General features: G+C 40.0%; 14 protein-coding genes. 8 read left to right on the forward strand and 6 right to left on the reverse strand.

Annotated features, from left to right (window positions below; genetic code table 11):
- Position 1: 1 nt before the first annotated feature.
- Entirely contained in the window at positions 2 to 958 is a 957-nt protein-coding gene (locus tag AC0VZ5_RS05095; protein WP_076918973.1) for an AAA family ATPase, read from the reverse strand.
- Positions 959 to 1287: 329 nt separating this feature from the next.
- Here AC0VZ5_RS05095 and fadI point away from each other — a divergent pair, with 329 nt between their 5' ends.
- Positions 1288 to 2598, forward strand: a complete 1311-nt coding sequence (fadI, locus tag AC0VZ5_RS05100; protein ID WP_010391348.1) for an acetyl-CoA C-acyltransferase FadI — start codon at positions 1288 to 1290, stop codon at positions 2596 to 2598.
- Positions 2598 to 4790 (forward strand): fatty acid oxidation complex subunit alpha FadJ, encoded by a 2193-nt coding sequence (gene fadJ, locus AC0VZ5_RS05105; RefSeq protein ID WP_464709350.1) that lies wholly within the window; start codon positions 2598 to 2600, stop codon positions 4788 to 4790. Before fadI ends, fadJ begins: the two co-directional genes overlap by 1 nt.
- An 86-nt stretch (positions 4791 to 4876) precedes the next feature.
- Here fadJ and AC0VZ5_RS05110 read toward each other — a convergent pair whose 3' ends face one another.
- The 5 genes from AC0VZ5_RS05110 to AC0VZ5_RS05130 all read right to left on the reverse strand — a co-directional run bounded on the left by AC0VZ5_RS05110 (position 4877) and on the right by AC0VZ5_RS05130 (position 9112).
- Positions 4877 to 5263 carry an MmcQ/YjbR family DNA-binding protein gene (locus tag AC0VZ5_RS05110; protein WP_475474502.1) on the reverse strand — a complete coding sequence of 129 codons (387 nt, stop codon included), beginning with the start codon at positions 5261 to 5263 and terminating at the stop codon, positions 4877 to 4879.
- Between the two features lie 182 nt (positions 5264 to 5445).
- Positions 5446 to 6243, reverse strand: a complete 798-nt coding sequence (locus AC0VZ5_RS05115; RefSeq protein WP_464709342.1) for a hypothetical protein — start codon at positions 6241 to 6243, stop codon at positions 5446 to 5448.
- An 89-nt stretch (positions 6244 to 6332) separates the two neighbouring features.
- The gene (locus AC0VZ5_RS05120; RefSeq protein WP_464709340.1) at positions 6333 to 7238 is read right to left on the reverse strand and encodes a phytanoyl-CoA dioxygenase family protein; all 906 of its coding nucleotides are present in this window, start codon (positions 7236 to 7238) and stop codon (positions 6333 to 6335) included.
- A gap of 51 nt (positions 7239 to 7289) precedes the next feature.
- Positions 7290 to 7844, reverse strand: coding sequence for a hypothetical protein (locus tag AC0VZ5_RS05125; protein ID WP_464709338.1), 555 nt, complete (start codon positions 7842 to 7844; stop codon positions 7290 to 7292).
- Complete coding sequence (locus tag AC0VZ5_RS05130; RefSeq protein WP_198522242.1) at positions 7841 to 9112, reverse strand: SAM-dependent methyltransferase; 1272 nt, start codon at positions 9110 to 9112, stop codon at positions 7841 to 7843. The genes AC0VZ5_RS05125 and AC0VZ5_RS05130 overlap by 4 nt, the downstream gene beginning before the upstream one ends.
- A 136-nt stretch (positions 9113 to 9248) precedes the next feature.
- On the opposite strand from AC0VZ5_RS05130, the gene AC0VZ5_RS05135 reads away from it, so the two are divergent.
- The 6 genes from AC0VZ5_RS05135 (at position 9249) to AC0VZ5_RS05160 (ending at position 23329) form a co-directional block, all read left to right on the forward strand.
- Entirely contained in the window at positions 9249 to 10310 is a 1062-nt protein-coding gene (locus AC0VZ5_RS05135) for a phytanoyl-CoA dioxygenase family protein (protein WP_464709335.1), read from the forward strand.
- A gap of 541 nt (positions 10311 to 10851) precedes the next feature.
- Entirely contained in the window at positions 10852 to 12102 is a 1251-nt protein-coding gene (locus AC0VZ5_RS05140) for a hypothetical protein (RefSeq protein WP_464709331.1), read from the forward strand.
- The gene (locus AC0VZ5_RS05145) at positions 12089 to 13015 is read left to right on the forward strand and encodes a hypothetical protein (RefSeq protein WP_464709328.1); all 927 of its coding nucleotides are present in this window, start codon (positions 12089 to 12091) and stop codon (positions 13013 to 13015) included. Before AC0VZ5_RS05140 ends, AC0VZ5_RS05145 begins: the two co-directional genes overlap by 14 nt.
- Before the next feature lie 31 nt (positions 13016 to 13046).
- Positions 13047 to 13748: a phage tail protein gene (locus tag AC0VZ5_RS05150; protein WP_198522238.1), complete on the forward strand. Its 702-nt coding sequence runs from the start codon at positions 13047 to 13049 to the stop codon at positions 13746 to 13748.
- A 6-nt stretch (positions 13749 to 13754) separates the two neighbouring features.
- Positions 13755 to 14579 carry a sulfotransferase family protein gene (locus tag AC0VZ5_RS05155; protein ID WP_464709321.1) on the forward strand — a complete coding sequence of 275 codons (825 nt, stop codon included), beginning with the start codon at positions 13755 to 13757 and terminating at the stop codon, positions 14577 to 14579.
- 59 nt (positions 14580 to 14638) lie between these two features.
- Positions 14639 to 23329 (forward strand): Ig-like domain-containing protein, encoded by an 8691-nt coding sequence (locus AC0VZ5_RS05160; protein ID WP_475474503.1) that lies wholly within the window; start codon positions 14639 to 14641, stop codon positions 23327 to 23329.
- Positions 23330 to 23369: the final 40 nt, after the last annotated feature.

Here is a 23369-nt window from a genome sequence, read left to right on the forward strand (position 1 = left end):
CTTAAGGTACAGCAACTAGTTCAACAATACGGCTAATAACCTGATCTTTTGTAATACCATCGGCCTGTGCTTCGTAACTTAAAATAATACGATGGCGTAATACATTATGTACCACAGCTTGAATATCGTCAGGCGATACAAAATCACGACCACTTAACCACGCATGAGCGCGGGCACATTTATCCAAAGCAATCGTGGCACGTGGGCTGGCGCCGTATTCAATCCAGCGGCCAAGTTGCTCATCTAAGTTTGCGCCTTCTCGAGTAGCAATAATCAACTGAACTAAGTATTGCTCTAGTGGCTCTGCTAAATACAGACCTAAAATCGCTTTTCTAGCGGCAAACAGCTCTGCTTGCGAAATTTGCTCAAGCACTGGGGCTTCATCATTAAGTGCTTCACCACGGGTTAGGCGTAAAATATCAAGCTCGTGCTCTGCACCTGGGTAATTAATACTTAAATGTAATAAAAAACGGTCTAATTGCGCTTCAGGTAGTGGGTAGGTCCCTTCTTGCTCAAGCGGATTTTGTGTTGCCATCACTAAAAACAGGTCACTAAGTGGGTACGTATTTTTGCCCACAGTAACTTGGCGCTCGGCCATTGCTTCTAATAAAGCTGATTGTACTTTTGCTGGTGCTCGGTTTATTTCATCCGCTAATATGAGATTATGAAATAAAGGGCCTTTTTCAAACACAAATTCACTGGTTTGTTGACGATAAATATCAGTGCCGGTTACATCGGCAGGTAATAAGTCTGGGGTAAATTGAACACGCTGAAACGATCCTTCAATACCTTTTGCAAGCGCATTTACTGCGCGAGTTTTTGCAAGCCCTGGAGGGCCTTCAACAAGTAAGTGGCCATCGGCTAATATAGCAATTAAAAGTGCTTGAGTAAGCGCTGGCTGGCCAATGATTTGTGTATCTAAGTACGTTTTTAATTGTGAAAATGCGTTAGCTGCCATAATAAGTGGACTGTCCTCGTCAGCTTAAATAATACCTAAAGTGATTAGGTAACAAATACTGAGCTAGTTATAAGGTTTATAAGTGGATAACTCAAGAGTTAGACTGATTTTTTGAAAATAGTTCGTTATTTTTTAACGCTTTTTAGCCTAACACAAAACTTTGTAAAACCTGCTAAAAAAGCCTATTGTATTACCCTTACACAATGTATGTAGTGATTTACAATGGCGCTTTATGATTAATTTACGTTTATCTATTGGCTTTATCACACGGGTTGTTTAGAATCGAGGAAAACATACAGGTCTGACCTGTCAGCGGGAGAGAATAATAAATGTCTGAGCAAAACATACTTAAAACACCAAAAGGCGACCGTATTGCCATTGTAAGCGGCCTACGTACTCCTTTTGCTAAGCAAGCAACTGCGTTTCACCATGTACCAGCATTGGATATGGGTAAGCTAGTAGTTAATGAAATGCTTGAGCGATTAAATTTCGACAAGTCAGAAATCGATCAACTGGTTTTTGGTCAAGTAGTACAAATGCCAGAAGCGCCAAATATTGCACGTGAAATTGTATTAGGTACAGGTATGCCAGTTGGCGTTGATGCATATTCAGTGTCACGTGCGTGTGCAACTAGCTTTCAAGCAATTGCAAATGTTGCCGAATCTATTATGGCAGGCTCTGTAAACGTGGGTATTGCTGGTGGTGCCGATTCATCGTCTGTATTGCCAATTGGTGTAAGTAAAAAATTAGCCGGCAGTTTAGTCGATTTAAACAAAGCCCGTACGCTTGGTCAGCGTTTAAAAATATTCTCAAAACTACGTTTAAAAGATTTATTACCAGTACCGCCAGCAGTTGCTGAGTACTCAACGGGTTTATCAATGGGACAAACAGCTGAGCAAATGGCTAAAACCCATAATATTAGCCGTGAAGATCAAGATGCTTTAGCACATCGTTCTCACTCATTAGCAACTCAAGCTTGGGCCGATGGCAAGTTAAAAGATGAAGTAATGACGGCGCACTTACCGCCTTATAAAAGCTTTATTGAAGAAGACAACAATATTCGTAAAAACTCAACGGTTGAAGGTTACGCTAAGCTCAAACCGGTATTTGACCGTCAGCACGGCTCTGTGACTGCCGCTAATGCAACCCCATTAACCGATGGCGCAGCCGCAGTGTTAATGATGAGCGAAAGCAAAGCAAAAGCATTGGGTTACGAAATTTTAGGCTACGTACGCAGTTTTGCGTTTTCAGCCATAGGCGTAGAAAAAGACATGCTAATGGGGCCAGCTCACTCAACGCCAATCGCGCTTGATAGAGCGGGTATTACGTTGGCTGATTTAGACCTTATTGAAATGCATGAAGCGTTTGCATCGCAAACCTTAGCGAATATGAAAATGTTTGCTTCAGATAAATTTGCACAAGAGCACTTAGGGCGTAATAAAGCCATAGGTGAAATTAACATGGATAAGTTTAACGTTAACGGCGGTTCACTCGCTTATGGTCACCCATTTGCGGCAACCGGCGCGCGTTTAATTACACAAAGTTTATACGAGCTTAAGCGTCGTGGCGGTGGTTTAGCGTTAACGACTGCCTGTGCTGCGGGTGGTTTAGGTGCAGCCTTTGTATTGGAGAGTGCGTAATGACAGATTCAGTATTTAATTTAACGGTTGATGATAACAAAATAGCCGTGGTAACCATTGATGTGCCGGGTGAAAAAATGAATACCCTGCGTGACAGCTTTGCTGATGATTTAAAAGCATTATTAGCACAAGCTAAAGAGCACGCAGTTAAAGGTATGGTATTTATTAGTGGTAAAAGCGATAACTTTATTGCTGGTGCCGATGTTAAAATGCTAGACAGCGTGCAAAAGCGTGAAGATGCATTAGCTATTAGCGAGTTATGCCATCAAGCATTTTTTGATTTGAAAAAGCTTCCGTACACCACCGTTAGTGCTATACATGGCGCAGCGCTTGGTGGCGGTTTAGAATTTGCTTTAGCATGTGATTATCGCGTTGGTACTGATAGCGATTTAACTAAAATTGGTTTACCAGAAGTACAACTAGGTTTATTGCCTGGCGGTGGTGGTACACAACGCTTAACTAAAATCGTGGGTATTCAAAAAGCCCTTGAGTGGATGCTAACTGGTAAGCAAATTCGTCCAAAACAAGCTAAAAAAGCCGGTGTATTGGATGATTGTGTTCCACAAAGCGTACTGCTAAAAGTGGCCAAAGAGTTTGCGGCGAAGAAAAAGCCACAAGCTAAAGAGCCTAAACTTGATAAGATCAGCAAGTTATTAGAATCAAACCCGTTTGGTCGTAACTTTATCTTTAAAAAAGCTAAAGAAAACGTACTTAAAAAAACCGGTGGTCATTACCCAGCGCCGCTTGCGATTATTAAAGCGGTTCGTGCAAGCGTAGAGCTTGATGAAATGAAAGCGTATAAAACCGAAGCAGAAGGCTTTGCCACTTTAGTGATGAGTGATGAGTCTAAGGCGCTGCGCGGTATTTTCTTTGCAACCACTGAAATGAAAAAAGAATGGCGCAACGATGACGCTCCTGCGATTAGTAAAACTGCTGTGTTAGGTGGCGGATTAATGGGCGCAGGTATTGCTCATGTAAGTGCGGTTAAGGCTAAATTGCCGGTACGTATTAAAGATGTGGCAGAGCAGGGCATAAGTAATGCCATGAACTACACATACAAAATCTTAGATAAACGCCTTAAGCGCCGCATTATGTCAAAAGCCGATATGCAGTTAACCATGAACCGCATTACTGGCACTACGGATTACAGCGGCTTTAAGCACATAGATTTAGTGATAGAAGCGGTATTTGAAGATTTAGAGCTTAAGCAAGGTATGGTTGCTGATGTTGAGCAGCAATGCCAAGCGAATACTATTTTTGCAAGTAATACTTCGTCATTACCTATTTCGCAAATTGCAGCAAAAGCAGAACGCCCTGAAAATGTAATTGGTTTACATTATTTCTCGCCAGTAGAGAAAATGCCACTGGTAGAGATCATTCCTCACGAAGGCACGTCACAAGAAACCATTGCTCGTGTAGTTAACTTTGCACGTAAGCAAGGTAAAACGCCAATTGTAGTAAAAGATATGGCTGGTTTTTATGTAAACCGTATTTTAGCGCCATACCTTAATGAAGCGGCTAACTTAATGCTTGCTGGTGAGCCGATTGAAAAAATAGATGCGGCTTTAGTCGAGTTTGGTTTTCCTGTTGGACCGTTGGCACTGCTGGACGAAGTGGGTATTGATATTGGATCTAAAATTGCGCCAATTCTTGAAAAAGAATTGGGTGAGCGCTTTAAAGGGCCTGATGCTTTCTCGCGCATGATTGATTCAAAACGTCTTGGTCGTAAAACAGGGCGCGGTTTTTATGAATACGACAAGAAAGGCAAAAAGGTCGATGAGTCAGTCTATGAGCTACTAGGTGTAACCCCAGCCCCACGTTTAAATAAAAACGAGATTGCTAAGCGCTGTGTTTCACAAATGCTTAATGAAGCGGCTCGTTGTTTAGATGATGGTATTATCGCAGGCCCGCGTGATGGTGATATTGGTGCTATTTTTGGTATTGGTTTCCCACCGTTCTTAGGTGGCCCGTTTAGCTACATGGACAAATTAGGTGCGAGTAAAATAAGCTCTGATATGTCTACACTGGCTAACAGCAATGCCATTTTTGCACCCTGTGAATCACTGGTTGCAATGGCTGATAAAGGCGATAAGTTTTACACTACAGTCACTAAAACAGCTGAAGTTGAGTCAGATCAGTCAGATGATAAATCGACTGATACTCAAAATGAGATGACTGAGCACAAAGATTAATGTTTTAAGTTAACGTAAAAAAGCCGCAAATTATGCGGCTTTTTTTATGTTTGATAATCAGAAAATATAGAGATATATACGCTTATTTACAGTAAGGCTTCAATAGCCTGTTTGTCTTTATCTGGCATGTTGTCGACCACCAAATTAAATGAATTATCAATCATACGCTCAATTTCACCTTGTGGTATTGAGCCGTCTAAAATCACTGTATTCCAAAGGCGTTTATTCATATGATAACCTGAAATCACCGAAGGAAAAATATCTCGTAATGACTGTGCTTCATCAGGGTCGCACTTTAAGTTTAGCCACCAAATAGGTTCGCCGTTTTCATCGGTTTCACCCTCATTGCTCAGTGCAAGGGTGGCGAACATCTTATGGTTTACTTTATATACATCAACATCTTTAGCAAAAGGTTGCGTTAGTTTAACTAACGGTTTGTTCATTAAATAAGTATGTACAGTTTGTTGGTTCATGAGCCATTCCTTGAGGTCATAATCGATATCTTAACCATAGCATTTTTTCATTAGCTTTGTGGCATGAAATATTATTTGAGCTTATTATTTCTTAATTTATAGACTGATATATTGGAAGTTAGTTAAACCAGTAACTATGTTGGAACTGGAAATGTAAATAAAGTTTTTTTGTTAAGCACTGGCTAAACAGATTTAGGCAAAGACAAGTATGCAGTAACAGCAGCATCACGTTTTGTCAGGTCTGTTTGGTACGAGTGTTTACTATACGTAGTGCAATACGAGACAGGCTCTCCGACACTTAATAAAAAATCATTATGGTCGAAATTGCTCAATACTTTTTTCCAGCGCTCTTTGACTTTAACTGGCGCGCAGGGCAAAGAGTCCAAAATACGTTTAGACTCCTCAAAGTTGCTATTAATAGCGACATTGAGCATATCGTCGTTTGCGGCCCCTAGCCAACTTGTACCACTGGTGCCCACACATAAAAGTGGCATATAAGGCGCAAGCGCTGGGCATACATCATTTCTATACACATCAACCTTCCAATAGCGACGAGCTATTTTTACAAACTGATCAAAATCCTTTATTGATGTAAAGTTTGAGGTAGCTAAGGATAAAATCTCTATTCTAGGTTTATTGGCATTTACGGTGTCGTTAGCAACATCAATATACCAAGGACCAAGTATCAATGCGTTTTGAAAGTATTGATCTTGCAGTGAGCCCCATGCTTTTTGTAAAGAGTTACCTTGTACAATTAGATTTTTTAATAAACTGAGCCCAGGTTTTTTAGTGGTAGGTAATTCCGTTTGCAGTAGTGCAAATACCTCATCGCGTATTTCTCTACAGCGGCCAATAGGGTAAGGTTTTTCTGCAAAGTAAGGAATTGATGGTGCAAGTTTTAAATCAGCTAATAAGCGTAAATGAGCTAGATCAGCGCATATCAATGCACGTTGTTTTGGCGTAAAGTGTTCATTAAGCACGTATATTCCTTTGAGTGATTGTTTAATTCTAGTCCTGAAAGGTCATCAGACCCTAATGGAAAATGAATACTTTCAAATTATATGTGATTTTAGCGTAAATCCTTGGGAGTAGGGTAATTTGGATGAACTACATTTTTATGGGCATGAATCGAAGGGATGGGTGCTTCAGGCTTGGCTTTAATGAGCTTAACCAAGGTACTTAAATCGTATTTAGGTTCGCCGTAAAATTCATGCCAAGCTTGCGGAATACTGTTTGGATCTGCCGCTTTAATTACATGTGCCATCCATTGTTTTCTCAGTTCGGCCCACTCCTTAGTTTGTTTTCCACTTTCGGTAATCCCTAAAATTGTCCTTAATTCAACATACAGTGTTCTTCTTGCACCTTGGCTGCGCTTTACTCCTGAACTATGTAAAACCATTATGTCATGAACTATGATGTCACCTGCTTTAGCGGGTTGTTGTACTACATTAGGAATATCCCACCCATATTGATTGGAAAGTTTGTAAATATCTAAAACTTTATGCTGGGTATTTGGTACGTAGCGTAAACAGCCATCTTCTAAAAGAGCGTCATCAAGGTATATACCAATATTTAAATAAGGATATTGCCTAGAATGAGGAGCGTCCTGATGCCAAGTAATATGAGGGTGTGGGTACGGGTATTTATAAGCTACATCTAATTGCAAGGGGACTGCGCCATCTCCTACCAATTCTTTATAAACTTCGATGAGTGGTGGGCTAGCTAATAGTTCAATTATTAATTCAGGTGACTCGAATAGTAAGTCGTTATAACGAAAAAGACGAGGCAAACCTGAGTCTGTTGAGATACAACATTGATTATTGACTTGCCCATTGTGAAAATTCTCTAGTGCTAATGCTTCTAACTTATCTGAAAAACGTTGTAATTTTTTAAGTAATGTTATCGAAAGTGCATTTTCAAAGTGAACAAAACCGTTTTTTAGGAAAAAGTCATGTTTATTTGAGGATATTTCCATAAATTAAATTGTTCTTTTTATTTTAAACAAAGTTCATCCATTTTTTGCAAACTATATATTTGGAAGCGTTTCTATCCAGCGACAGTCTCTGATCCACTTGACCATTACAGGGTAACCTTTGTTTGGGCAAGTCATTTGCCATGCTTGTAATAATGGAAACCCAAAACCATTCCCATTTTCAAAAGCATGCTTTAACGTCTTACTCGCACCTTTATAAGCATCTTTATGAAAGATAATATCTAGTGATAATGACAAATGAATAGCTGCTGCAACAGCCCAAGCTGTCGCAGCCATTTCTTCTGCGTGCATAGCTTGTTTCTCTCTGCCCGCAAGCAAGCCATTCTTATAAAAGTCAGCATCTAATAGGGGCCTAAAAATTGGCTCACAGACAGCAATATGCCCAGCCTCATGAAGGATATCACCAGGATAGAACCCATTGACAAAATCAAGCAATAAAACGCCTTTTTCTAGCTTAAGGCCGGGCAAAAAAGTTCTTTCGTCTAAGGTTTGATACCGGTGCTTAATTCCAATATGAGTAAGAAAGGTTAAAATTTTTTCAACGTCTTTAAGCTGTTTACCAGTGTTAACTTGAGCGTTAATAATCATGATAATGTGAGGTTGCTGTTAGTGCTTAGCCAAGTTTCAAATTCTTCTATACGTTGGCTTTGATAAAGTGCGACTGATGTTTCATGATATGGCAAGGCTAATGAGTCCAATAGGTTGGTCCATTGTGTCCATTCATTTTCATCTACATTAATAGAGCAACCACATTTAGCTGCCTGTGCGTGCTCAAACATATGTTTTACGCCAGGTAACCCTAAGTTATTGAGCTCTGAAAATTTGGTTAATTTGATCTTAGTTTTAATTATCTTTTTTATTGGGAATGTAAATACAAAATCTGGGCTGTGTGGTGTTATGTATTCATAATGAATAGCTTCACCGCCACGAAGCTGCGCATCATGAGGTAAAAAAGTCAGCGGTATATTTAAACTACATTGATTTTCCGTTAGTTTATGGTGTTTGTATACTTGAATGTCGGTTGTTAGTTTGAGTCTGTAATTAGTATCAACGCCATTTGGGATTAGCATATTACCTTTGAAAGAAGATGCGTCTCCTGCATTTAAACGCCTTGCTTCGTCGATGTTTAAGCAATAAAACTCTTTTAGGAGTATGTCATCTGTTGTATTAGCTTCTGCAGACATTAAAGAGTTAAAAGGTGTTAGCCATGCCTTTAAAGAAATTTTTTGTGGGATTAATGTGCCAGAATCACTCAAGTATTGACATAAATGAGCAAAAATAAAAACTTGAGGTTCTCGCTTTAATAGCGCTGTCATAGTTTCTGAAATAATAATGTCAAATTGCTGAGAGGGGGGCGCTTGCCAGCAAGTTGCGTCATCACACGTAATTGCAACAATGTTTTGGGTGATTGAAAAGTGCTTTACTAGCTTTTTAATTGCACTGATATTTTCTGGATGAATGTCAATGAGTGTGACTTTTATACGTGAGTTTGTGGCAACACCTAAATAAGGAATAAGTAACGTGCCATAAGGACCTGTACCGGCATAAAGAACATGAATATCATCAGTCGTTGCTTTTAAACGTTCTTCAATAGCGAGTTTAACACCTTGCATAAAGATTTGCGTACGAAGAGTTTCTTCTATGCATTTAGCTGCTTGTACGGGAGAAATTGCAACGCCTTGGGATGTATTTTCATCATTCCAGTCATTCATATCTAAATCAGTTGAAATAGACGTAATATTCCCTAAGTAATTTTTTAAATCGTTGATAAAAGGCTTTATCACCCCCGCATCAGCTGGCTCATTTAGCAAATGTGTAATCGCATTACGGTATCTGTTCAGTAACTCACTATCCATATCACTCCCTGTATTTAGCTACAAAAATCGTTGCTTGCAATAATATAGCACTCTATTCTAACTAAGTTTAGTCAGCGTTAATAAATCAATTTAAGGTGTTTTGCTTGTCTAAAATCAGGCGCGAAAAGGAGTTATTATGCAAAATGAATTGAGAGTAAAAGTACCTCCTCTGAAAACAACAATGCAGAGCATATTGCCCTGTTATAACGAAACTGGGCGTTTAGGTTTATTTCAATTAAAGCGAATGTGGCACAAAGTACAGTTTCAAAAGCAAGGCTGTGCAGATAAAAAAATAATAGAAGATGAATGGTCACTCGATGTGATGATCATGGATATTTTAGGCTTAGGGCTCACACCGACAATAGAGTCTATTTTTGCGAGTGATAGTTTTTTAACATTCGAAAACTGGGTAGAGCAGCATTATGGTATGGCTATTTCAAAGACGGCTAAAAGTGAGTTAAATGAAAAGATAGCTGCATTTTTCCAGCAAAAGGGCCTTAAACAACAAAAAATATTGCTAAATCAGCCTCGTCATTACGTTCTAACATCGCAGCAGTGGCAAAGCTGGGATGATAATGGTTACGTTATTATTCCTGAGCTAGTGGAAAAAACGCTATGTGAAGACGTTTGTAACATGGTATATGAACGTTTGAATATGGATAAACATAATCCTGTTTCATGGTATCGAAATCATGAACTTAAACAGGGAATTATGGTACAAATTTTTAATGATATAACCATGCAGGTTATTCGGCATCAGCCTCAGGTGCGAGATGTATTTGAGCAATTGTGGGGTGAAAACAATTTAACTGTAAGCACTGATAGGCTTAGTTTTAATCCACCGCAGACAGAAAGTTGGCGATTTCCTGGGCCAAATCTTCACTGGGATATAAACTTTAATAAACCGCTCAGATTTGCAACGCAAGGATTACTATACCTTACTGACGTTGCCGCTGAACAAGGTGCATTCAGTTGTGTACCTGGCTTTCATAAAAAAATAGACAACTGGCTTGCTAGTTTACCTAAAAATACCAATCCACATCATTTTAATTGCCAACAATGGCACAGTACTCCATTAGCTGCAAAAGCAGGTAGCTTAATTGTATGGCGACATACATTACCGCATGGTAGTTGTTCAAATAAGGGGAGTACACCTCGAATTGTACAATATATAAATATGACTCCATTAAGTAAGTAGCTAAACAGCTCTCGATATAGGGAATAATCAATGTTGTGTAATGGGGTGTAATGTTTTTTATTTTTAACTTATGCCAAAATTATACATAACTTATTGTTAAAAATAAGTAGATAGACTTTTCAAGTAAGCGACTATTAAAAATAATAGAATTAAAAAGTTGTATTCTACGTCTTGTGAGTTACTCTACTTACTGAACGTAATATTAATTTGCAACGTGTTTTTCATGGTAGAATTGGTGTAAAGGAGTGCTTAAGTATGAATCTACATGATTCATAGTCTACAGCGAGTTTGGAATATGCGGCCCCCCACATTGATGAGCTATTAAAACATTCAATACGTACCCAGCTTGAGTCTCTTCTAAAATCTAGATTAACAACTGAACTACGCCCAAGTTGAACACCTCTAATTAGTGAACGCTTTTGAGGCTATACATGATCAAGTTGTGCAATCAGTAATATTGATAAAATGGATGGCTTCACAGTTTAATTGCTACATCATTGTACGCTAAGAAATATATATTATAAATTATAAGGAGTGTGTGGTGCTACACCATCAATTGTCTAAGTCAGCCGCATGTATTAGTGAAGAGCCAGTTGTAACTGGGTTACTTAATCAAGCACTGCGCGATCAAATTAGTTTGCTTAAACAGCAACCAGCTACAGCGTTGACTCTACAGCAGTCTTTTTTAGCAATCGCAGATCAAGCACTGACTGAAAGAGACGATGCTGTGTTAATTGAAAAACTTTTTGTTGACGCTTACGAAGAAGCAATAAAAGTCCTTAGGCAAGCTCAATTGCATGAAGTTGAAATGACAAAACAGTATATTAATCAACATGGCCTAGTGATGTCGGTTTTAAACTGCACAACAACAATAAAAGATGTACATCGCAACACCCGTTTCTACAAAGGGATTTTTGAGCTTATTAATGATTTACAACAACGGGATTCGCAAATAAATATTGTCTACCCAGCTTGTGGGCCATTCGCCCCGTTATTATTACCTATTTTGCTGTATATGGATCAGCAAAAAATTATTTCACCACAAAAAGTACGCATTTCTTTAGTCGATATTCAACCTGGAGCGATCAAATCTCTCAAGGTGTTAGTTAATGAGTTGCAACTTAATGACTATATCGATGGCATTTACGAGGCTGATGCTGCTTTGTTTAAAGGTAACAAAGCGTTTGATATTTTTATTGCTGAGGCATTTCAGCATGGTTTTTCTAAAGAAGCTCATTTGAGTATATGCAGAAACTTTGCCTCTCAACTAAGCCATCATGGAGTAATGTTACCGTGTAAAATTATGGTTAATGCTGCATTAGTTAATTGCCAACGAGAATATGTTGAACAGTGGCTGCAACCGCAAAGCGATGCTGCGAATCCGATATTAAATCAAGATACGTTGAATGAAAGAATTGAGCTGGGAAATATATTAACTCTTGATCGTCATAGTTTGCTCACGCTAGACATAATTGCTCTTGGAGAACAACAAGTTGTACGCTGTAACACAGTTTCTATTCCTCAAACAGCCACTGATGTAAGTGAACTAACGCTTGTCCTTTACGCTGAAGTAATGACGTATAATGGGCATTGGTTACAGCAATATCAGTCAGGCATTACGCATCCATTGCCTATGTTCTCGGTATGTATTGATTTTGTACCTAAGGCCCCCGCAGTAGATGGTTTATTACTTACAAAAAAAGATAAAATAGATTTTTATTATAAGCTTACCGGTTTGACAGGTTTTTTGCCGACGAAAGCTGACGAAGAGGTACACTATGGAGCAAATTAGCAAGGTAGTGTTATTTACTTCAAGTTGTTTATCTATACCTACGATTGATATGTTGATACAGCGCCAGTTGTTAGTCGCTGTAGTATTAGTGCCAACGCAAACAAATAACATGCAAAGCGAAATTGGTCAATTGCAAGCACATTGCACATCACAAAATATACAATTTTCAGTATGGAATAATGATGATACGTTGCTTGCACAACTCGATGATTGGCAAGTATCAATGGCCTTGAGCTGTTTTAATGCGGGAACTCAAAGTCAAACGATTATTGATTTTTTTCATGGTAATGCTTATGGAATTTACCCTGCAAAGTTATCAGATTATCAAGGTACTGATCCACTCTACTGGCAAATTAGAGAGCATCAAGATAATTTGTTACTAACTGTTTATCGCTTAAGCTGCGAACACCCCCTACAATTTTCGTTACAGCAGAGTATAGCCATTCATCCATTTGATACTTATCAAAGCCTTGCTATTCGCGTTGCATCTGCAATCCCACAAGTGTTGAGTATTTTCTTCGAACAATTTGATAATTTGCATTGGCAATCAGATACCGACATTGAACAAATCAAGGTCGCGACAGCCCTGAACTATGATAATTTAACATTGTCTTTTGAACAGTACAGCGCGGTTGATTTAGCCGCGGCGGCAAGAGCGGGTAACCCGCTTTATGGTGGCTTTATTTTATCGGGTAAATTTGGTGATTTTAATGTGCTACAAGCATCCTTTGTTGATCAAGCCTCATTCACAGAGCCAGCTGGTACGGTCTTAAGTATTGACAAGTCACAAGGGTTAGTTGTGCAGACTAAACAAGGCTCAGTGGCATTAGATATTGTTTCATGTCAGTTTGGGTGTATTTCAGGTTATCGTTTTGCATCTTTAGCTAATATTACAGCTGGTATGCAATTGTAATTATATAAATTATTTTAAAAGGAAATACGTTATGAGCGCAGACCCATTTTTAGGCGAAGTGGAGATTTTTGCAGGAAATTTTGCCCCTAGAGGTTGGGCTATATGTGCAGGACAGCTATTGAGTATTGCTCAAAATACCGCCCTTTTTTCACTTGTTGGTACTACTTATGGTGGTGACGGCCGTTCGTCAATGGCGTTACCAGATATCAGAGGACGTACACCGGTAGGTGTTGGTAGTGGGGCTGGCTTGTCAAGTCGTGAGTGGGGCCAGCTTGGCGGAAGAGAATTTAGTAAAATTACATCTAATAATTTGCCACCGATGCAAAGTGCGATTGCATTGCCAAGTTTTGCACAGTCAGTTTCTGTCAGTATTCCTGGGCAGACGATAAGTGGAGTAACGGGATCTGCAAACATTGCAACAACACAAGATGCTAATAGTGGAGAACCAACAGCAGGTGCAGTACTTGCTACGGTTGTTGCTGGTGGTGGGCCTGATAAACAAGAAAAAATATATCAATCTACGGCACCAAGTTCATTGATCAGTATTGGTAATGTGACAGTTGATACATTTGATGTTCCAGCACAAGATAACATTGCCCTAACTCTGCCCGCGAATAGTTTAACAGGTATCGTTAATTTACATGGTGGTGGCCAATCGCTTTATTCTCAGTCACCATTTGTTGCTATGCATTATATCATAGCCATGCAAGGGATTTATCCGAGTCGGAGTTAACTATTTATGTCGCGTCATTATCATTTTATCGCTGGTTTACCGAGGACTGGTTCAACATTATTGGCTGGTATATTACGGCAAAACCCCGATTTTCATGCCGATATGTCAACCCCTGTAGCTGGTTTTGTTACTAGTTTACTTGAGCAAATGGGAGCTGGGAGCGAGTTTGCTAGTAGCATAAGCTCAGCGCAGCGCTTGAATATATGTCATGGGGTGTGGTCTGGGTATTACCAAGATGTTGAAAAGCCAATTATTTTTGATACCAATAGACTGTGGACTGCAAAGCTTAATATCTTAAATTCCTTATTTGGTAATGATTTTAAAGTGATTTGTTTAGTCAGAAATCCAGCTTGGATAATGGACAGTTTTGAACGTGTCTATAGGCAAAACAGTCTTGAATTTAGCCGTATTTATTCCCCCGCAGCACGGCAAAACGTGTATACCCGCTGTGAGCACATTGCGTCTAATCAAGGGCCTTTCGGCAGTGCTTGGGCTGCGCTAAAAGAAGGTTTTTATGGTGAGTTTTCGGATCAGTTATTACTGATCGACTACGATTTGCTCGTAAGTAAACCTGAAAAGAGTGTGGCTCTAATTTATCAGTTTTTAGGCTTACCGAACTTTGCGCATGACTTTGAAAATGTAACATATAACGCCAGTGAATTTGATAAAAGCTTAGGTGCAGATGGCTTACATACAGTGAAAAATAAAGTGGCTTTTACTGGGCGTAAAACAGTACTCCCCCCAGAACTATTTAAAAAATACAGTGATATGGCTTTTTGGTTAGAACCACAAGGCAGTAACGCAAGTTTAATAACACAAAAAACACCTTAATTTACCAGTTATGGTATTAAAAACGTTGTTCTCCATAAATATATTAAAGGATTGAATACATGCTGAAATTCTCCTTATCGCCTATTTCTATTGTTGTCGGTTCGGTTTTAGGGCTCACTCAAACCGCAGGCATTGCACAGAGTGTACAAGTGCCAGTGCAATCAGAGTTTAAACTCACTCCACTTATAGTGCCAAGTATTAATTCATTTAAGGCAAAGGCTGATGATCTTGTGTTAACTGCTGCAAGCAGTGTTAACCATCTAGTCATTATCGATGCGGGAGTACCTGATAAAGCCTTATTTTATAGCGATTTAAATGCAGAGACAGAGATTGTTGAACTCAATGCTGATGAATCAGGTATAAATCAGCTTGAAGAGTTGCTTGGTCGTTACCAGCAGTTAGAGAGCGTGAGTATATTTTCTCATGGGCGCAGTGGGGAGCTACAACTAGGTAACAGTCAAATAAATACAGTGGTTATTGAAAGTAACCCACAATTAATGGCGGTATTTAAGGGGGCTGTAAAACCTGGTGGGGATGTGTTTTTTTATGGCTGTGACATTGGTAAGGGTCTGCAAGGCGATCAATTTTTAACACTCTTTAGTCAGTCAACGGAGCTTGATGTAGCCGCTTCTAACGATTTAACCGGTAATAGTCATAAAGGCGGAGATTGGGATTTAGAAATAGTTAAAGGGGATGTCGATTTTGCTGATAGACCATTTTCAGAGCGAGCCTTGATTGACTTTTCTGAGGTGTTAGCGTTTGATGGTACATTGAATTTTGATAATATACCTACGGGATACGCTAATAATAAGAGTTATATAATACCGGGTACCAGCTACAGCATAAAAGTTAAGTCTGGGGCTGGTGGGGGTCAAGATTTATATAATTTTTCAGCGGGCTATGTTTATATATCTACAAGCTCATCATCTCAGACATACAGTAAAATATATTTTACAAATAACGAAACGTTTGATTTATCTAGTTTATATGTTTATAACTCAAGTGGTAGTAATAGAGTTATACGGCTAACAACGGATAAAGGAGGCGTAGCGGATAGCGAGACTTTACCGAGCGGTAGCAGCGAGACTATAAATGCTTCTGGTGCGTTATTTACAGAAATAAAATGGTTAAAAATAGCTTATTCTGATAACGCTACTCTTAGCTGGTTAAAAATTGATAACCTTGCCATCACTAACTTGTCTTCAACTCCTGTTAATTCAGCCCCTGTTGTTGATTTAAATGGCACAATGATTCCAGGTACAGGGAGTTTTTCGGCGTTTACTGAAGGCAGCCCTGCTACCGTGATTGCACCCGATGCTGAAGCCGGTGATAGTGATGGCGACTCAATAACAACAATAACCGTTGCATTAACAAATGATCAAGACGGGGTGTTTGAAGGTCTTAATGTATCTGCCAGTGCGCAAAATGCACTTGGGGGTGTAAGTGGTGCATCAGATATTAGTTTACAAGACACAATTTCTATTACAGGTGCAACTGCAACAACGGCTGAAGTTACCACTTTCCTTAAAGCAATCACGTATAACAATACCAGTTCGTCGCCCAACACAACTTCGCGGACAGTGTCAGTTGTTATCAATGATGGCACTGAAAACAGTACTAGCCGTACAGCGACAATTTCAGTGGCTAATCTTACAGCAGCTAGCTCTACAGCAGCGGGTTTTAGCACCTTAGATGGTACAAATTTAAATCCGGCAATAACGTTTAGTAGTGATGATGAGGTTTTAACTGTATCTTCAGCAAGCCATATTATAGGGTCTACAGCCCAGGGTGGCGATGGTACAGATGAGATTATTGTTATAGATGGTAGTGATCTCACACAATTTACCAGTTTAACCTCCTTTGAAACGCTCTCTACTTATAATGACGGCTCATTAACGCTCCGCGAGTCGCAACACGATGCGTTTACAACGATAAATGGCGCTGGAACAAATACATTTACTTTGGCAAGTGCAGATGGTGATAGCAGCGTAATTGCAGATGCAGACATAGAAACGTATGTTTTAAATGCTGCTTTTAATATTACTTTAGCTGGGACCGCGCAAAATGTTACCGGTAGTAGCAATGCTGATACTATTAATATTGCTGGATTGAGCGTGACAGGTACGCTTGCTGGCGGCGGCGATACCGATGTACTGCAAATGAGCACCGGTGCTGATATTAGTAATGCCACGGTAAGTGCATTTGAGTCTTTAGCATTAAATAGTGGTGCTTCAGTGACGATGACTGAGGCGCAGCACGACAGCTTTCCTTCGATAACAGCAAGTGGCACTGATTCAATTACCATAAGCACCGCGACCGATGGCCTAACTGGTAATAGTGCGGTTGAAACGTATGTGTTGAGTGCAGCGAATACATTTACGTTAGGCAATGCATCACAGAATCTAACCGGTAGTGGTGGTGACGACACGGTTAATGTGAATGCACTGAGTGCAACGGGTATTTTAGCGGGCGGAATTGGTACCGATACCTTGGTTGTTACCAACGGTGGTAATATATCAGGTGCGACAGTCAGCGGGTTTGAAGATTTATCGGTTGCTGCTGGTGGCACAGTCACCCTAGGCGCATCTCAGCTTGCGAGTTTTTCTGGCACAGTATCAGGCAGTGGCACTGAGACAATTTCTGTTTCAGGAGATGGTAATGTAAGTACTGTTTCGGCAATAGAAAGTTATACCTTAAATGACGATAGTACGAATACGCGCTCGGTTACTGTCACTAATGCTAGCCACTCTGTAACTGCAACCTCTGCGACTGATGCAATTACGTTTGATTTAGGTTCACTTACATTTACTGGAATCATTACCGGTGACAATACTGTTGCAGATACACTGAGTTTAAGTAATGGTGCAAATATATCAGCTGGGACCATAAATAATATAAATAACCTAACCTTGGCATCTGGTGCTTCAGTTAACATGACGACCAGCCAGCACCAAGGATTTTCAGGCACAATCACGGCTCCAGGCTCAGAGTCTATTACCATTAGCGGAGATGGCGATTTTACTACTTTAGCAGGTGTTGAAAGCTATAGCGTGGGTGATGACAGCACTAATACTAGAATCATTACAGTTTCAAGCAGTAACACCAATGTGGATGCTACTTCAGCTACTGATGTTGTTACGTTTGCAATAGGCACTAGTGCATACACTGGTACCCTTACAGGCGACGCAACAGCAAGTGATATTGTTAACGTATCTGATGGCGCGGATGTCACAGGAGGGGGCTTCTTTAATATTGGTACATTAAGCTTAGCCTCTGCTGCAACAGTAGCAATTGATGTTAATAATATTAATGATTTTAATACAGCCATTACAGGCTCTGCTGGCGCTGATACGCTAAAACTTATGGATGGTGGTATTTTTAATTTTTCCAGCACCACGGTATCGGGTATTGAAAATCTGGCAATCGGCACTAACAGTAACACGACTATCACCTTAACCGATAATTTTAATACTGATGCTGGCGTTGTGTCTTTTTCTAATGCTAGTGGCAGTGCTATTACAGCTGCAGTGACGCTAGATGCAAGTGCATTTAGCGCTGACATTTTAACAATGACCTCATCAGATTTTAGTGGTGATGATGTACTTAAAGGTGGCTCTGGGGCCGATACTTTACGCCCAGGCGCTGGTACAGATACGTTAACAGGTAACGCAGGTAATGATAATTTTGTAGGTAGCTCATCTCAATTATCAGGCGATACAATTACCGATTTAGCCGCAGGCGATCGTATTACTATTGCTGGTATTACAGGGCTTTCAGCCAGTAACGTACGTTTTAATGGCACAAGTACATTAGAAGTAGATACCAACGCCACTGATTTTAACATTTCTGAGCTAACTCTTGCTCTTACAAACGCACCAGGCAACGACCTTACCTTTACGGTTACTGATAGTGGCCCTGATACTATCATTACTTTTATTTCACCGAACTCAGCACCCACATTTAGTTCGCTTAATGGCGGTGCTACATTTATCGAAAATGGCAGTACAGTGATAATAGATAGCGATATGACAATTGCAGATGCTGAGCTTGATGCACTTAACAGCAACGCAGGGGATTACAACAATGCTAGCTTGACTATTCGCCGGCGCGATGGCGCAAGTACAGAAGATATATTTGCTCATTCGGGACTACTCAGTACATTAACTGAGGGAAGTACATTTAGTTACAATGCTAATAATATAGGGACTGTTACCACAAACTCGGCAGGCACTTTAACGCTAACATTTAATAGTAATGCCACTTCTGCAATCGTAGATTCTGTTGCGCAAGCTATTACCTATGCCAACAACTCAGATGTGCCTTTAAATGCAACTGTGCTTGACTATGTATTTGATGATGGCGCGGTTCAAAGCACCGGTACTAATCAAGCGTCAGTCAGTATTACCTCTGTTAATGATGCGCCTACAGTATCAGCAATCGGGGCTAACCCAACCTTTACAGAAAATGGCTCAGCAGTGGCTATCTTCTCTTCCGCTGCTGTTAGCACGGTTGAGAGTGGGCAAAATATTGAACAAATATCACTAACAGTTACTAATGTAAAAGATACGGGCCATGAGTTTCTTCAATTTGGCACCGATCTTATCAACTTAGAGCACAATGCATCGGGTACTTATTCGGGAGCCGTTAACTTTAGCTACACGGTTATGTTAAGTGGCTCAACGGCAACAGTAACGGTTACCGCAACAGATTCAGCTGCAGTATGGCAAAGTTATGTGCCGTTCTTACAGTATAAAAATACCAGTGATTCGCCTACCACCGACAATAGAGTTGTTACACTTACATCAATAAAAGACAGTGGCGGTACATCTAATGGTGGCGCAGATAGAGCAATTGGTAGTTTTGGCTCTTCTACAGTAATCGTAGTGGGTGAAAATAATGCGCCTACTGATATCAGCCTTTCAAGCTCTACGATTAGTGAATCAGTTGTGGGGGCAGGTGCTGATGTTGGAGTATTAACGACTACGGATGCTGATTCGAGCAGTCATACTTATTCGCTAGTTTCATCTACATCAGCTGCAACGGGTAGTTGTACCACAAGCGCGGGCAATAGTTTTTTCCAAATCAATGGCAACACGTTAGAAACCAAAGCGGCATTACCACTGGGCGCTTATACGGTTTGTGTGCAAACAGATGACAGTGCCGAAACCTTTAAAAAATCATTTACTATAACAGTAATTGAAGCGCCTAAACCGACTACCCCTGAGATCAGTGGCACAGCAGCTACAAAAGTAAATCAAGATGAGCTTTATAACTTTACCCCTTCGGCAACAGACCCACAAAATAAAGCACTGACGTTTAGCATTGCTAACAAGCCTAGTTGGGCTAGTTTCAATACTGCAACAGGTAATTTATTGGGTACGCCCACTAAGGCAAATGTAGGGCTTTATCCAAACATTACTATCGCTGTTAGTAATGGTAGCGAGCAGGCAAGCCTGTCACCTTTTAACTTGGAAGTGGTATCAACAAATAGTGCTCCGATTGCACCTAACTTAAGTTTAGAGCTTGATGAAGATTCTAATATTAGCTTTTCCCCTGATATTACAGATGCAGACTTAGACACACTAACAATTAGCGCTGTGTCGCAGCCTCAATTTGGTACATTAACCAAGCAAGCCAATACATTCACTTATACACCTAATGCAGACTATTTTGGCCCTGATAGTTTTAATTATCTTGCAGATGATACAAAGGAAAAATCTGCTATTGCTAAAGTGAATTTTACGGTGGCTTCCATTAATGATGCGCCAATTGCTAATCCAGATAGCTATTCATTAAATAGCAACGCTGATAATCGCTACTCACTTGATGTGTTAGTTAATGATACCGATGTTGATGACGATGAATTGGTAATTGTTAGTGCTAACGCTAGCGTGGGAACAGTGCAAATTGAAGAGGGAACGCTGGTTTATCAGACCCAGGCAAGCACCAAAGGGACCATTCAAATTAATTATTTGATTGAAGACCCTGATAAAGAAATGAGTAGAACAACAGCAACATTAACGTTAAATAATCAAGCCGAAAATTTGCCAACCATCGAAACACCGGCTGATATTGATGTAAATGCAAAAGGGTTGTTTACAAAGGTCAAGTTAGGTGTACCTTCGGCAATGGATAGCGAAGGTAATAAATTAGCAGTCTCATTAGTTAACCCAAGTTTGTTGTATGCGCCAGGTAAGCATTTAGTTTACTGGAAAGCTGTAGACAGCAGCGGGCTTGAAGCAATCGCAACGCAAAATGTAAACGTGAGTCCGCTTATTTCGCTTAGTAAAAATAGCGAAATAGCTGAGAATAAAACACATAGCTTTAATGTGTTTTTAAATGGTGAAGCACCCAGTTATCCAGTGACGATTGCCTATGAAGTATCGGGTACTGCTGATAGCTCTGATCATGATTTAGTGTCGTCAGAGTTGGTTATTAACAGTGGCACGCAGGGACAAGTTAATTTTACAACGTATGCAGACTCCGAAACGGAAGGCAATGAAACCGTTGTAATTACACTGGCAGATACACTAAATTTAGGTGCGAAGTCTTCAGCCACAATCACTATTGTTGAAAATAATGTAGCACCTACTATTAGTACCAGTATTACACAAGGTTCTCAACAAAGATCACTTGTTACCATAGGTAATGATCTTGTCACGATTAAAGCTGTTGCTCAGGATGCAAATCCGAACGATAACGTAACGTTAAAGTGGGTATCAGAGGATAATAAACTCCTTAATACAAGCGTAAATGAAAACGAATTTGTTTTTTCAACACAATCACTAACTCCTGGTATTTATAAAGTAACGGTAACAGCGCAAGACTCTGGCGAGCCAAGTCTCTCAACAACAAAAGATGTTTACGTTGAAGTATTAACCTCACTTGAGGCGCTAGGGCAGGAAGATTCCGATGGTGACCTTATCCCAGATGCACAAGAAGGTTACGGTGATAGTGATGGTGATGGCATTCCTGATTATTTAGATGCAATCAGTGAATGTAATGTCATGCAAGAACAAGTTAAAGACAGTGATAAGTTCTTAGTAGAAGGCGAGCCGGGCGTTTGCGTTAGAAAAGGGGTTACAGTTTCACAAAATGCAATGGGCGGTGTTCAGTTGCTTGATAGTGAATTACCTGAAGATGAAGGCGCGGTAAATACAGGCGGACTATTTGATTTTATCGCAACAGGTTTACCTAATGCTGGAGATACTTACAGCATAGTAATACCGCAAAGAAAACCAATCTCACAAAACTCTGTTTACAGAAAATTAAAAGAGGGACAGTGGATTGATTTTGATACATCTGGTGACAACCAATTACTTTCTACAGCAGGTGAGCCTGGTTATTGCCCTCCACCAAGAGGTAGTGAGTGGACGCAAGGGCTAACTGAAGGTGCATGGTGTGTACAATTACAAATTGTTGATGGTGGCCCTAATGATGACGATGGCAAAGCGAACCGAACGATAGTCGATCCAGGCGGTGTTGCAATTATTCGTACATCGAACCAGCTTCCTAAGGCTAATCAGGATGAGATAACAATTGGTGCAGGAGAATCGGCGACTATTGATGTATTGAAAAATGATACAGATCTGGACGGCGATACACTTACTTTAAGCGGCGCGACGGCTGATTTTGGTGATGTAAGTATTGTTGATGAGCAGTTACTGTATACCCCACCAGCTGGATTTGTTGGTGTTGCGATTATTGAATATAGTATTAGTGATGGCAAAGGGGGCACATCAAACAGCCAAGTTAAAGTTAACTTAGTTATAAATAATGCACCAACAGCTGTTTTTGATTCGGCAACAACCACAGATAACACATCGATAGAAATAGATGTACTTCGTAATGATTCAGATATTGATGGTGATGAATTATTTGTCGTTAATGCAGTTGCAGCTCAAGGCACAGTAACAATTAACATTAACGGCACTTTACAATACATACCTAAAAGTGGCTTTGACGGTGTTGATATTATTGATTACACAATAAAAGATAGCAAAGGTGCAAAGTCTACAGCACAAGTAAAAGTGACGGTTAGCGCTGTTAAATCAGTGGCCATCAGTAATAAGTCATCAGGAGGAAGTATGGGAGGTTTGGGTTTATTACTGATTTCAGTACTTGTTATTAGTCGAAGAAGATCAATACTTCCAAGCTTTGCAATAGTAACGACTAGTTGTTTAATTAGTACCAGTGCAATGGCTGATACATGGTCGTTTGAGGCCACGCTAGGTGAGTCTAAAGCAAAGCATTCTTTAGCAACTAAGGACAACAAGGCTAATTTAGATTCTATTGATGATACTGATACTAGCTGGTCAATTGGCGCTTATTATGACCTGTCACCCAATTGGGAAGTCGCTATAAGATATATTGATTTAGGTGAAGGTCGAGCCGATTTAACTGCCCAAACAGTGAAAGCTGATGCAGATAAATTACATCAAGATTATTCACGCTTTGTACCGGTGTTACCAAAAGGGGTGGCAGCTGAAGTAGGTTACCGACATATGCTTGCTGAATCTTTAAGTACAAAGGTATTTTTAGGCGCTTATCGTCATCAGTATAAAATACAAAGTAGCATCACGGATGGAGCTCCCTTAGAGTATAAAGAACACGCTACCAAACCTTATATAGGTGCCGCTTTAGGTTATTCGGTTTATAAACAGACTGAATTATTACTAAAGTATACTTATTATAAAGTTTCAAAAAATGATGTAAGTGAGTTATCAGCAGGAATAAAAGTACGCTTTTAAGTTGATGCGTAGTGTGATCAGCGCCGCTATTAGCGGCGCT

The sequence above is a fragment of the Pseudoalteromonas sp. QJM3NY_12 genome, assembly GCF_056173165.1.

Coding starts and splice junctions, on each gene's coding strand:
- AC0VZ5_RS05150 (WP_198522238.1), top strand. CDS start 13,047: ATGAGCGCAGACCCATTTTTAGGCGAAGTGGAGATTTTTGCAGGAAAT.
- AC0VZ5_RS05095 (WP_076918973.1), bottom strand. CDS start 958: ATGGCAGCTAACGCATTTTCACAATTAAAAACGTACTTAGATACACAA.
- fadI (WP_010391348.1), top strand. CDS start 1,288: ATGTCTGAGCAAAACATACTTAAAACACCAAAAGGCGACCGTATTGCC.
- AC0VZ5_RS05145 (WP_464709328.1), top strand. CDS start 12,089: ATGGAGCAAATTAGCAAGGTAGTGTTATTTACTTCAAGTTGTTTATCT.
- AC0VZ5_RS05110 (WP_475474502.1), bottom strand. CDS start 5,263: ATGAACCAACAAACTGTACATACTTATTTAATGAACAAACCGTTAGTT.
- AC0VZ5_RS05155 (WP_464709321.1), top strand. CDS start 13,755: ATGTCGCGTCATTATCATTTTATCGCTGGTTTACCGAGGACTGGTTCA.
- AC0VZ5_RS05120 (WP_464709340.1), bottom strand. CDS start 7,238: ATGGAAATATCCTCAAATAAACATGACTTTTTCCTAAAAAACGGTTTT.
- fadJ (WP_464709350.1), top strand. CDS start 2,598: ATGACAGATTCAGTATTTAATTTAACGGTTGATGATAACAAAATAGCC.
- AC0VZ5_RS05160 (WP_475474503.1), top strand. CDS start 14,639: ATGCTGAAATTCTCCTTATCGCCTATTTCTATTGTTGTCGGTTCGGTT.
- AC0VZ5_RS05130 (WP_198522242.1), bottom strand. CDS start 9,112: ATGGATAGTGAGTTACTGAACAGATACCGTAATGCGATTACACATTTG.
- AC0VZ5_RS05135 (WP_464709335.1), top strand. CDS start 9,249: ATGCAAAATGAATTGAGAGTAAAAGTACCTCCTCTGAAAACAACAATG.
- AC0VZ5_RS05125 (WP_464709338.1), bottom strand. CDS start 7,844: ATGATTATTAACGCTCAAGTTAACACTGGTAAACAGCTTAAAGACGTT.